Source organism: Nostoc sp. UIC 10607 (assembly GCF_047228265.1).
In the GTDB taxonomy this organism is placed as follows: domain Bacteria; phylum Cyanobacteriota; class Cyanobacteriia; order Cyanobacteriales; family Nostocaceae; genus Nostoc; species Nostoc foliaceum_A.
Map to the genome: position 1 here is coordinate 59088 of NZ_JBIQNW010000005.1, position 12682 is coordinate 71769.

A 12682-nucleotide genomic window follows, 5' to 3' on the forward strand; every position below is an offset into this window, starting at 1 on the left:
AGGGTTTGAGTGCGATGTCTACGACGGGCTACGCATACACTCGATTATGATCGACAGACAATGGTAGTCTGATAACCCCCTTGTCTGTAGTGCCACTCCCCGGTTCAGATAAGCCTCAAAGTTATCAGGTGCAAAATTTATAGCTTGAGTACAATCTGTAACACCTTGATGGTAATCTTGTAATTGCAGAAGCTTATAGCGATCGCTATAAGCTTCTGCAAAATCTTTTTCAAGTTCAATCGCCTGATTGAAATTCTCTATTGCTTCCTGGTAATTACCCCGCCGCATCTTAACTACACCCAATTCCAAGAAGTCATTCGCTGTAATTTTGGTAATTCAAATAGGTGAGGAATATGCAGATAAAGTCCACAAAGTCAGAGGTAAAGCAACAATTAAACTGAGAAATAATCGCCAGAAATTACTCATAGTACCAAATTAGGATAAGTAGTATTGTTTGATGTTTTTGGAACAGTCTTTTTGTCAAGACTCTAAATCCAAAATTGGTATAAGCATTCTATTTGACAATTTCGGCAACCTTAAAATTAGCGGGAGAAAAAGTCCCGCTAATTGTTAATTATTGAAGTTATATTTTAGTCTACTTCCAGTCCTTATCTGCTTGTGAAAGCACATAAGCAGTTACATCTTCAATCTGGTTAGATTTTAAACGACTGCCAAAAGCAGGCATAGCATTTTTACCTTTTGTAACTTGGGCGATAATCGCCTCTTCTGAGTACATACCATACTTTTCTAAAGCGTCCTTCTTGAGGTTCTTCGGAGCTTGAACCAGATTTTTACCCCCCGCGTGACAAGAGGCACAATTAGCACTAAATACTTTAGCTCCACTAACAGCATCTCCTGCCAAAGCTGGACTACTGAAGGCAAAGGTGAAGATTGCTATGCCTAACAGCATCACTGTAATAATTTTTTTCATTTCGTGTTCTCTCTGCAATAACGGCTTATTCGCTGCAATATCCTCCATAATTGTCAGTTGAGCTGCTGCCATAGTCAAATGACAAGCTGTCAAACTTCGCTCTCAAGTTTTTGGATTTTGAATATTCGGGGTTTTAGATTTAGGATTGTTAGCACAGAACGATATCTGGCAATAAACTGCTTACATCTACAATTAAAATGTAAATTTATACAAAATTTAATATTTTATATCCAATAAATAATGGGCGTTTAAGGATGAAATATTCAAGATGAAAATTGTCCTGCTTCATCCTTTATATTCATCCTTTGTTATTTAGTTAAGAGCCCCTAAGCGAGTAAGCGCATCTTCTGTAACACGACAAATGCGCCAATCATCTAATATAGATGCTCCCATACTCCGGTAGAATTTTTGGGCTGATTCGTTCCAATCCAACACACTCCACTCTAACCGCCCACAATCACGTTCTACAGCTATCTGAGCTACTTTACTAAGGAGAGCCTTTCCAATACCTTGCCTGCGATATTCTGGTAACACAAATAAGTCTTCCAGATAAATTCCTGGCTTAGTCAGAAATGTTGAATAATTATGAAAAAATAGGGCAAAACCAACAGCTTGACCCGCAGATTCTGCTAAAATCGCTTCTATATATCTCCGGGAACCAAATAAATGCTCCTTAAGTTCGAGAGCATTGCCGGTCACAGCGTGAGATAATTTTTCATATTCAGCCAGCCCCTGAATTAATTTAAACAGTACGCTGTAATCAGTTGGTTCAGCAAAACGCACAATCAAATTGCTACGCGAAGTCATTAGTATATAGTCTATAGTTCCTAGTCCATAGTCTATAGGCAACTGTGCAAGTTTTTTTGACTAATGACTAAAGAAAAGCCGAAAAAAGGTACAAAACGCCCGGTTTTTGCAATTTGCGATAGGTGAAGCTCAAGAAAGATGCAGATACAAGCTCGCCTTCATTCGTTAGCAATCTGGATTTAATAAAGAGCAAGTTTTGTAGGGTGTATTATCGCCAAGAGTACGGCACCATCCCGAATTTTAGGTGCGTTATGACAAATGCCCGTAACACACCCTACAAGATTTAAAGTTTTGCACTTTATTTGAACCATTTTCGTTAATGTAGCTAATTAGGTCAGGTATTGCATATCTATCTTCGTAAATGTAATTAAATCAACCAACCTTTTAAACGTTTGGCTATGTGGGGACGGCGCAATTTCCGCATGGCTTTGCTTTGAATTTGTCGCACTCGCTCACGAGAAAGATTGAACATGTTGCCAACTTCTTCTAAGGTACAAGGTTCGCTGGTTGTCAAACCATAGCGCAGAGAAATCACATCTTTCTCCCTTGGAGTTAACACGTCACCCAAGACTTCCCATATCTCCTGACGCATCATGTTTTCATTCATTTTTGCTTCTGGAGACAAGTTATCTTCATCTTCTAGCAAATCCATCAATTCCGTGTCTTCTTCTTTACCGACGCGGTGGTTAAGAGAAAGTGCTTGACGCCGTAGTTGTTGTAGCTGGCGTAGTTGTTGCACACTAATTTCTAAAGTTTCTGCCATTTCACCTTCAGTAGGATTGCGGCAAAGTTTTTGCTTGAGTTCCCGTTGTGCTTTTTTCAGCTTGTTAAGCTTTTCAACAATATGAATAGGTAGCCGGATTGTCCGCGCATCGTTAGCTATAGCCCTGGTAATCGCTTGTCTAATCCACCAATAGGCGTAAGTAGAAAACTTATATCCTTTATCTGGATCAAACTTTTCTGTAGCGCGATTTAAACCCATTGCTCCTTCCTGAATTAAATCCAGGAAAGGCACTCCTCGGTTCAGGTATCGTTTAGCAATAGAAACTACCAATCTCAAGTTCGAGCGAATCATTTTGCGTTTCGCTACTCTACCTTGATACAAGCGACTTTCTAATTGCTTTTCCGTCATTTCTAGCTCGGAAGCCACTTCTACCTTGCTGGGTTCTTGTCCCAGTTTTAATTGTAAAGCTGCTTGTAATTCCCTAACTTCCTCTAGAAACCTAACTCGCCGCGCTAACTCTACCTCTTCATCAGCTTTTAGAAGCGGATAACGCGCCATCTCTTTAAAAAACGCGCCGACAGCATCATCATGCTCGGTTTTGTTGTATCCCGAAGGACGGGCCGCAGCCATATCATCCCCGTCGCGTTCATCTGATTCCAGATTTTCTACTACAATTGGAGTCTCTTCATCAGCCACTGCTTCTAAAATATCGAGTGATGGTTCTTCAATATCAGCAGTATTCTCCAGTATTTCCATTTTTCCCAATTCAACAATATTCATAGTTTCCTTTAGGGATTGTTGTTTTGTTTGGTACATAAATTAGTTACAGCTACTCGTTTGAGGCTTGGTAGTTTTCCCTAAGGGACGAATGCACCCGTTTATATAGCGAAATACAGGCTGATGCTAATTTTTCTTTAGAAATAAAAATCGGCATCTACCTAATCTACCTACCACCTATGGGTTACAGTTAGATACAACCTTTAACGAAACTGGCCTTCGCACCCAACAAAACTTTCTTCTGAGGCTCCCAACAGATTATATTCTTCATTTTTTTCTTAATTTCCAAATATGTCAAACCCCCTCAAACTTTCTCAACCTTAACAAACATATAAATCTCAGCTAACCATCCAATTTTCTTAAACTTTCATATATTTTTCTAAATATTTTTAATGTTTAGACCTTGGAAGTCACTGGATAAATTTAAAACCTAGTGTTGGGGTTATGCATTCCCGATTTCAACTTACCCACATGAGACAAATTACAATAATGGCAGCTTAATTTCGAGATGTTCTTATTTGTATAAAAGCATCTCATATGCAGAAAGGCTTGAATATCTATCGATAGGCGGAAAAAGGCTACTCCCTATTTAGTAGATAGAGCAACTGTTGCAGAAAGGTCCGACATGCTTTTATTTGTATAGTGGGTACCAAATATTTATTGCATGTATAGTTGATACGAATTTGTCTAGTAGATTACATAAGAGGAAACTTATCAAGTATTATGAAGGATAACAGTATTGAGAATCACCATTTAAGTCTAAGAAAATAAAAAATTAGACTTTAGTTAGCTAGGTTATTTTTGACAAGCTATCTGAGGGAAATATCTAACTATAAAGTCAGCAAGTATGTATATTAATGACGTAAATTTATCTCCTTTATTAGTGGCCCAAGCTAGTGCATCGTACCAGTCAGGTGCAACTCTTAATAGGTGGGTTGAAGTACTGGTAGACTGTCCAGGAAGTACAGGACTATTTACTTATCGATTGCCAGCCCAGTTAGAAATAAAACCAGGGGATATTTTAAGCGTGCCATTTGGGGCACAACAATTAGGAGCGATCGCCATTCGGTTACTGGCACAACCAAATGTCGATTTAGCACCAGAAAAAATCCGGGAAGTAGAAGATATAGTGAGCGTTGGATTTTTCCCAAGTGCTTATTGGGAATTACTCAATCGAGTCGCTGCATATTACTATACGCCTCTAATTCAAGTAATCCGGGTTGCTCTGCCACCAGGGTTGCTGGGGCGATCGCAGCGTCGTATCCGCATCATTAAAGGCAGGAGGGCAGAGGGAAATAATTATTTACTTGCATCTCCCAATCCTGCCGCTTTTCTGACTCCAACTGCGCGACAAGTTTGGGAACTTTTGCAAGCACAGCCGGCGGGGGACTATAGTTTTGTCTACCTCCAGCAAAAAGTCAAATCTGCTTATCGGGGAATTCGGGAGTTGTTGCGATTCGGTTTAGTAGAAAGCTACTTAGAACCACCACGACTAACTCGACCAAAGCTGCAAAAAGCAGTCACGCTCACAGGTACAATCGACCACGACTTAACTACTCGCCAACGAGAAATTTTAGAAGTGCTGCGGCGGCATAATGGAGAGTTGTGGCAAAATGAATTACTGCAAATTTGCAATGCTAGTTCCTCTATTCTCAAAACGTTGGCACAAAAAGGTTACATCGTCATCGAAGAACGGGAAGTATTGCGAACCGAACAGGGGCCAGCATTAGCAGGCGATGGGGCTAAATCCTTAACTGTTGCCCAAGCTAGCGCCTTAGCGACAATCCAGACACTAGATGGCTTTGCTGAAGTTTTGTTGCATGGAGTGACAGGTTCGGGAAAAACAGAAGTATATTTGCAAGCGATCGCACCTCTCCTCAACCAAGGCAAATCCGCCCTTGTTTTAGTCCCAGAAATTGGACTTACACCCCAGCTAACCGATCGTTTTCGCGCCCGTTTTGGTAATAAAGTCAGCGTCTATCACAGCGCCCTCTCCGATGGTGAACGTTACGACACTTGGCGACAAATGCTCGCAGGAGAACCCCAAGTTGTCATTGGTACGCGCAGTGCTGTTTTCGCCCCTTTGCCCAACTTGGGTTTAATTATTTTAGATGAAGAACACGACAGCAGCTTTAAGCAAGACTCACCCATACCCACCTACCACGCCCGTACCGTCGCCCAGTGGCGAGCCGAATTAGAAAATTGCCCCTTATTGCTAGGTTCCGCTACCCCTTCCTTGGAGAGTTGGGTAAGTGTGAGGGGGCAGGGGGCAGGGGGCAGGAGTTATTACTTAAGTTTGCCCGAACGGATCAACTCCCGCCCTTTACCGCCGGTGGAGATAGTGGATATGCGGCAAGAGTTGCAGCAGGGAAATCGTTCTATATTTAGTAGATCGCTGCAAGAAGCTTTGCAACAGTTGCAAGAGAGAAAACAACAGGGAATTTTATTTATCCATCGCCGGGGACACAGTACTTTTGTATCTTGCCGCAGTTGTGGATATGTGTTGGAATGTCCACACTGTGATGTCTCATTAGCGTATCACCACACCGAAGAAAAAGCGCCGGAATTATTGCGCTGCCATTATTGTAACTATGCGCGATCGCATCCCAAATTCTGCCCCGATTGCAGTTCCCCTTATCTGAAATTTTTCGGTAGCGGTACTCAACGAGTAACGCAGGAACTAGCGCGACAATTCCCAGAGTTGCGCTTGATTCGTTTTGATAGCGATACCACCCGCAACAAAGGCTCACACCGGACTCTACTTACCCAATTTGCCAACGGCGAAGCAGATTTATTAGTAGGTACGCAAATGCTTACCAAAGGTTTGGATTTACCGCAGGTGACACTTGTGGGCGTTGTCGCCGCCGATGGATTGCTAAATTTATCAGATTATCGCGCCAGTGAACGGGCATTTCAAACCTTGACTCAAGTCGCTGGACGTGCTGGTAGAGGCGATGATCCGGGGAGAGTGATTGTGCAGACTTATACTACAGAGCATCAGGTAATTGCAGCAGTGCGATCGCACGATTATCACTCTTTCTCCCAAGCTGAATTAGAACAACGCCAAGCCCTCAATTATCCCCCATATGGGCGGTTAATTTTGTTGCGCTTAAGTAGTCTCGATCCCATTCAAGTGCAAAATACCGCGCAAATAATTGCCACCGCCTTGAGTACAGAAGAAGAATTTGAGATATTAGGCCCAGCACCAGCGAGTATTTTACGAGTAGCTAATCGTTATCGCTGGCAAATATTGATTAAATTTGCCCCCGATGCATTGCCACAATTGCCAGATTGGGAACAAGTGCGATCGCTTTGTCCCCAATCTGTTAGTTTGACAATAGATGTAGACCCATTAAATATTATGTAAAATAAAGAGATTCCTGCGGGAGCAATTTCTAAAGCTGAGGCAATCTATGAAGTGCGATCGCCACTAATTAGAGCGATTAACCACTTTCTTGGAAACACAGAATACAGTCAAAAATATTTTCATGAATTAAGTGTTTCTGAACAAAAAATTCCAATCATCATGAATGGAATAGATTTGCTTATTATTGATTTTACAAAAAATCCTTCTGGCTAGAAAAAATATAAAAATGTAGGCATTAGTTCAAAAAATGCTAAAAAGATGTTTGAAAAGTCCTTTTCTTAGTACTAAAACGTTTTAGATCCCCCTAAATCCCCCTTATAAAGGGGGACTTTGATTCCAGTTCCCCCCTTTTTAAGGGGGGTTAGGGGGGATCAACAAGTGCCTAAAATCACAGCTAAATACTTTTCAAACAACCTCTAAGAGAGCGCCGTTTTCTGGCGCTCCGAACTTTCGCTTTATAGGTAGAGTATTCTGACTTCTGACTCCTGAATTCTGACTCCTGACTCCTGTTTATAAATCAACTCAAAGTAATGAAATGATTAGCGTTTAAATCTGATGGCATAATTCCAGTTAACAAACCAATACTTTGGTTACCAGAAATCACCTTAATTAAGGTATCATTGCCGCTTTGAGTAATAGACAAAGCTGAGTAGCTTAAACCACCTGACAAAGCAATCAAATCTTCACTGATATTGAAGTCTTTGACAACATCTCTACCTTCACCTTTGGCAAGCACAAAGATATCGTTACCTGCACCCCCTGTGAGATTATCAGTACCAAAACCGCCATAAATGCGATCGTTTCCTCCTCCACCGACAATTGTGTCATTAGCAGCAAAGCCAAAAATCAGATCGTCTGAGCTAGTTCCCTGCAAATTATTAGCCGAGGCTGAACCTGTGATAATGCTATTAACTTGGTTGCCACTTTTAATATTAACGACATCAATATCATCAGGGTTGAGATTATTATATTTGGTATCACTACTAACTGCTTTGGCAGTAATGATTTGGTAAACAGTATTATCATCTACAACACCATCATCAACACCTGTAACCGTAATGATTTGAGGCGTATTCCAGTTAGCTGCGGTAAAGGTGACGCTAGAAACTGAAACAGTACCTTCACTAACCTTGGAACTGCTTAAACTTAACGTGACATTGGCAGTGGGTTGGGTATCAAGTTGAAGACTGAAGTTAGCGATGCCACCAGCTTCGGTAGTTACAAGTGCAGTGGTAGGAGAGATAGTAATACCCGCTGTGTCGTCGTCAGAAATAGTACCAATACCTTGGTTATCAGCAATGGTGGCGTTGGTGGGGTTTGTGAGATTGAGAAAAAAGCGCTCACTGGATTCGGCAACAAAGTCGTCGAGAATTGGCACCGCGATTGTTTGAGAAATAATTCCAGGGTTAAAAGTGATGGTTCCTGTGACTGGGGTGTAATCAACGCCAGCGATCGCAGTATCATCACTAGTGTTGTAATCAACTGTAATCGGGTAAATGCTGGCATTAGAGAGTTTGACGGTAAAAACAAGATTGCCGCTATTTTCGGTGCCGCTATCATTTACGATGGAAATAGTGGGTGGGTTGTCATCGTTAACTATGGTAACTGTAGCTGGATTGGTAATAGGATCTGGGTGGTTCGGGTGACTCAGCGTCAGATTAATGGTTTCATCAAGTTCAGTGACCTTTTCACCCAGAACGTTTAATGTAATAGTCTTTGTCGTTTCTCCAGCAGCAAAAATTAAAACTCCAGATACGGCACCTGTTACACCTGCAACCTTAATAGTGTTGTAATCACTGCTAAAAGTTGCTGTGCCATCCAAGGCATAATTTACGGTACTGGCAACAGCAGTATTACCACTGCGAGTCACAGTGAAAGTGACAGTTTGGCTACCACTATTACCTTCAGTTACAGTTGGGGTAGCAGTTGAAATGGCGTAATTGATATTAGCAGGAAGAGCAAAGTTAGTATCCCCTATGTGATTTAGCGGTTGACTAGCAAAGTTTCCAGGTGAAGTGTTAGTAGCATTACCTAATGAAAAATTTGGAGATGTGCCAGCGATCAAACTTGCCACCCAATCTGAAGCTGTTGAACCTGTGGTATTCCCTGAACGCCCTACATATCCGGCAATAAATGAGGTGTCAACAACTGTGGCATTCGTTGGAACTGAACCGCCAGAACCTTTTCTAAATATAATCGAGCCATAAGCTTTGTCTGTAGTTCCCCCATCTAAAACCGAAACTGAATCCAGCACAGTCCAATTTGAGTAAGTAGCACCATCAGCAATACCATTGTTATCCGAATCAATATCATTGCTAAGGTTAGGTGCAATAGTAGTTTGAATCAAAAAGAAATTAACAGACCCATTTTCGGTGTCAGTTGCATTCGCCTGACCAATGTGACCGAGTGAACTTGAGGCCCCGCTTCCCCATCCGGCTCCAGTTCCAGTATTAGTTACTACATTTGCATTGGGGTTAAATGCATAAGTATTGCCTTTTTGCAGAAGAACCAGCAACCCATTGCTACCAAACTGCTTACCAGACAAATCAAAAATATCTTGAACATTGCCAGGGTTAGTAGCGGAATCACCCTCAATTCCAACTAAATAAGTTCCAGGTGCTAGAGTCGCACCCGGAGTACCACGCAGTTCGATATATTCTTTCGAGGTATCTGTACTGAGAGGATCAAACAGAATTTCGTTGATAAGTATCGGTTGAGGGGGAACAGGTTCATAAGTTTCATCCTCAGCAGATACCAGCGAAACGTTTTTAGATTCGCTGTTTGCCACTGCCAAGTCAGATTTCCCATCCTTGTTGAAATCGCCTACGGTGAGAGAATGGGGTTTTGTCCCCACGACAAAGTTCGTGGCAATTCCAAACCCACCATTGCCATCTCCCAGCAGTACTGAAACCGTGTCTGAGCCTGCATTTGCCACTGCTAGATCAGAGTTACCGTCATTATCGAAGTCAATCACTGTAACAGATACAGGATTTAACCTCACATCAAAGTTAGTAGCAATTCCAAAGCCGCCAGTGCCATTACCCAACAGTATTGAGACATTATTAGAGTCATAATTCGCCACTGCCAAGTCAGATTTTCCATCGTTGTTGAAGTCGCCTACAACAACAGAATGAGGATTTGTTCCGACATCAAATGAGATAGCTGAGTTAAAAGTGCCATCACCCTTTCCCAATAGTACTGAGACGTTATTGAAGTAAGAACTCGTCACCGCTAGATCGGATATTCCATTCCCGTCGAAGTCGCCCACTATGACGGAAGTGGGACGGCTAGGAACTCTAAAGTTTGTGGGAGTTGCAAAACCGCCAGTACCATTTCCCAACAGCACTGAAATATTTTGGGAAGCGTTGTTTACCGTTACTATGTCAGATTTTCCATCCTTGTTGAAGTCGCCCACTGCAATAGATATGGGTGCTGAGGCTGACTCCAAAGCAAAATTCACAGCAGTTTGAAAGCTGCCATCACCCTTGCCAAGCAGCACTGAAATGTTATTTGAGATACTATTTGCCGTTACCAAATCCAACTTTCCATCTTTGTTGAAGTCGGCTACAGCGACAGAAGAAGGACTTAAGCCATTGAACCCGACCGTACTAAAAGTACTAGCAGGTTTAAAAGTGTTATCACCCTTTCCCAAAAGTACCGAAACGCTTTGAGAGGACTTGTTTGCCGTTACCAAATCTGTATTACCGTCTTTGTCAAAGTCGCCGACAACAATGGAATAGGGTCTTAATCCCACATCAAAGGTGTTAGGTATAATTGAGACGCTAGCAGTTTCCGTAACACTACTGTAAGCTGTTGTACCTCCACCAACGCCGGGAACTACGTTAGTAGTGCCACTAATGTTGCCGTCTGAGGTATCCCAAGCGCGAAAAGTGAATTCCGCTGTGCCTTTGTAGCCAGGGTTGGGGACAAAACGAATTTTTCCTGTATCTCTGAGCAATGTAGCAGAAATATCGGATACAACGAAATTAATCCAGTTGCCGCCATCATTTATGGAGTATTGCCAAGTACCGTTAGTATTATCTACACCAATGACGGCAATTCCTTCTACTGCACCTGTGTCAGGATCGGTAATGGGGTCTCCACCTGCACCTCTAGCAAGGATGACGGAAATTAAAGTGCCGGAGTTATTGGTATCGGTTACGTCTTGAGCAATGGCAGCCAGTCTGGGACTACCAGTGTTGTTCAGTGTTGGAGCTGTGTTGGGCGGAAGAGTAGTATTGAGTAGCACTGAAACGTTATTGGAGTCAAAGTTAGCCACAGCTAAGTCAGAGTTGCCGTCTTTGTTGAAGTCCCCCACTGTCACCGAGAAAGGATTGCTTCCCACACCAAAGTTGCTGGCAGCCCCAAAGCCACCACTGCCATTGCCCAACAACACTGAAACGCTGCTCGATCCTCGATTAGTCACTGCTAAGTCAGAGTTACCGTCTTTGTTGAAGTCCCCCACTGTCACGGAACTGGGATCGCTTCCGACGCTAAAGTTGCTGGGAGTGCCAAAGCCACCACTGCCATTGCCCAACAGCACTGAAACGCTGCTGGAGCCTCCATTCGCCACCGCTAAGTCAGAGTTGCCGTCTTTATTGAAGTCCCCCACCATCACGGAAAATGGAAGGCTTCCCACGACAAAGTTGGTGGCAGCCCCAAAGCTACCACTGCCATTGCCCAACAGCACTGAAATGTTATTGGAGCCTGCATTCGCCACCGCTAAGTCAGAGTTGCCGTCTTTGTTGAAGTCCCCCACTGTCACGGAAAAGGAACTGCTTCCCACGCCAAAGTTGGTGGCAGCCCCAAAGCCACCGCTGCCATTGCCCAACAGTACTGAAACGTAGCCCGAGTTAAAGTTAGCCACCGCTAAGTCAGAGTTGCCGTCTTTGTTGAAGTCCCCCACTGTCACGGAAATGGGATTGCTTCCCACGCCAAAGTTGGTGGCAGTTCCAAAGCCACCAGTGCCATTGCCCAACAGTACTGAAACGTTGTCGGAGCCTTCATTAGTCACTGCTAAGTCGGGGTTACCGTCTTTGTTGAAGTCGCCCACTGTCACTGAATTGGGATTATTTCCCACGCCAAAGCTATTGGCAGCCCCAAAGCCACCAGTGCCATTGCCCAACAGCACTGAAACACTGCTGGAGGCTGCATTCGCCACTGCTAAGTCAGAGTTGCCGTCCTTGTTGAAGTCACCCACTGTCACGGAACGGGGATAGCTTCCCACGCCAAAGTTGCTGGCAGTTCCGAATGATAAGGGCAAAATTGAGCTGTAAGCCTTCGTGACCTCTGGTGCCAAGGCTAAATCTGACTCAATTTCTCCAACCTTCACTTCTAAATCCCAGTCACCTCCCAACTCGGCACTACCAGTGATGTCATCAGAAGCAGCCACATCTGCACCTGTGATTTGGCTCAACTGTTGCACAAAAGTTAGATCTCCTGATCCCACGTTGCAACCATAAAGCAGAATGTCGGCATCGTTAGTTAAATATTTTCTCCACTGTTGCAATTGATTGGTGTAGGAGTTCAAATTGTTGGCATTGAGTTGAGTTTCTCCTAGTTGCAAACTTCCGCTACTGCCGTGGGAGATAATTTGAACTGATTGGTATTCGCCACCCTGCAAAGCTTGAGTGATTTGTTCTACTCCATCTCTGGTGGAGTCAAGGATTACTACACTAGTACCTGGTTGAATGCCAGCAATTAAACTTTCGTAGTCTGTAACTGCTCTGTCGATAAAAACAATATTTTGATTTGGCATTTGTAATTCCTCAGTAAAATTAATTTGCGTTTTAGAAGTTTTCTTTTCTGACAGTTGCACTCTGATTAATTAGACCCACCTTGAAAATACGGAGTAGAGAGCAGAGATTAGTTACACATCGCTAAATATCCGCTTTCGTACCTTAATTTAATTGGTAGTTATAACGTTTGTTTTGAGGTCAAAAAGTAATATGATAAGTAAGTACAAAATTACGCTAAAAATACTATATTTTCTACTGTATTATTACTGCGATCGCTCAAATAACCTCAAATTTAAATTTGAGAGTTTAGTGAGAAACTAGAATACTTTTAATTTCCA

6 protein-coding genes are annotated in these 12682 nt (G+C 42.8%); 1 reads left to right on the forward strand and 5 read right to left on the reverse strand.

The genetic code is table 11. The annotated features are described in order from the left end of the window. Positions 1-18: 18 nt before the first annotated feature. The 4 genes from ACEYW6_RS06495 to ACEYW6_RS06510 all read right to left on the reverse strand — a co-directional run bounded on the left by ACEYW6_RS06495 (position 19) and on the right by ACEYW6_RS06510 (position 3278). The gene (locus tag ACEYW6_RS06495; protein ID WP_412979075.1) at positions 19-309 is read right to left on the reverse strand and encodes a tetratricopeptide repeat protein; all 291 of its coding nucleotides are present in this window, start codon (positions 307-309) and stop codon (positions 19-21) included. A 286-nt stretch (positions 310-595) separates the two neighbouring features. Next, entirely contained in the window at positions 596-931 is a 336-nt protein-coding gene (gene petJ / locus ACEYW6_RS06500) for a cytochrome c6 PetJ (protein ID WP_196512008.1), read from the reverse strand. A 312-nt stretch (positions 932-1243) separates the two neighbouring features. Continuing rightward, complete coding sequence (locus ACEYW6_RS06505) at positions 1244-1738, reverse strand: N-acetyltransferase family protein (RefSeq protein WP_412979076.1); 495 nt, start codon at positions 1736-1738, stop codon at positions 1244-1246. 367 nt (positions 1739-2105) lie between these two features. Beyond that, the gene (locus tag ACEYW6_RS06510) at positions 2106-3278 is read right to left on the reverse strand and encodes an RpoD/SigA family RNA polymerase sigma factor (protein WP_412979077.1); all 1173 of its coding nucleotides are present in this window, start codon (positions 3276-3278) and stop codon (positions 2106-2108) included. Between the two features lie 808 nt (positions 3279-4086). Between ACEYW6_RS06510 and priA the strand changes: the two genes are divergently transcribed. Beyond that, complete coding sequence (priA, locus tag ACEYW6_RS06515; RefSeq protein WP_412979078.1) at positions 4087-6606, forward strand: primosomal protein N'; 2520 nt, start codon at positions 4087-4089, stop codon at positions 6604-6606. A gap of 517 nt (positions 6607-7123) precedes the next feature. Here the strand turns inward: priA and ACEYW6_RS06520 are convergent. Next, positions 7124-12364, reverse strand: a complete 5241-nt coding sequence (locus ACEYW6_RS06520) for an FG-GAP-like repeat-containing protein (protein ID WP_412979079.1) — start codon at positions 12362-12364, stop codon at positions 7124-7126. Between the last annotated feature and the right edge of the window lie 318 nt (positions 12365-12682).

Excerpts from the sequence above, each read along its gene's own strand:
- priA (WP_412979078.1), top strand. The coding sequence starts at position 4,087 with ATGTATATTAATGACGTAAATTTATCTCCTTTATTAGTGGCCCAAGCT.
- ACEYW6_RS06520 (WP_412979079.1), bottom strand. The coding sequence starts at position 12,364 with ATGCCAAATCAAAATATTGTTTTTATCGACAGAGCAGTTACAGACTAC.
- ACEYW6_RS06505 (WP_412979076.1), bottom strand. The coding sequence starts at position 1,738 with ATGACTTCGCGTAGCAATTTGATTGTGCGTTTTGCTGAACCAACTGAT.
- ACEYW6_RS06510 (WP_412979077.1), bottom strand. The coding sequence starts at position 3,278 with ATGTACCAAACAAAACAACAATCCCTAAAGGAAACTATGAATATTGTT.
- petJ (WP_196512008.1), bottom strand. The coding sequence starts at position 931 with ATGAAAAAAATTATTACAGTGATGCTGTTAGGCATAGCAATCTTCACC.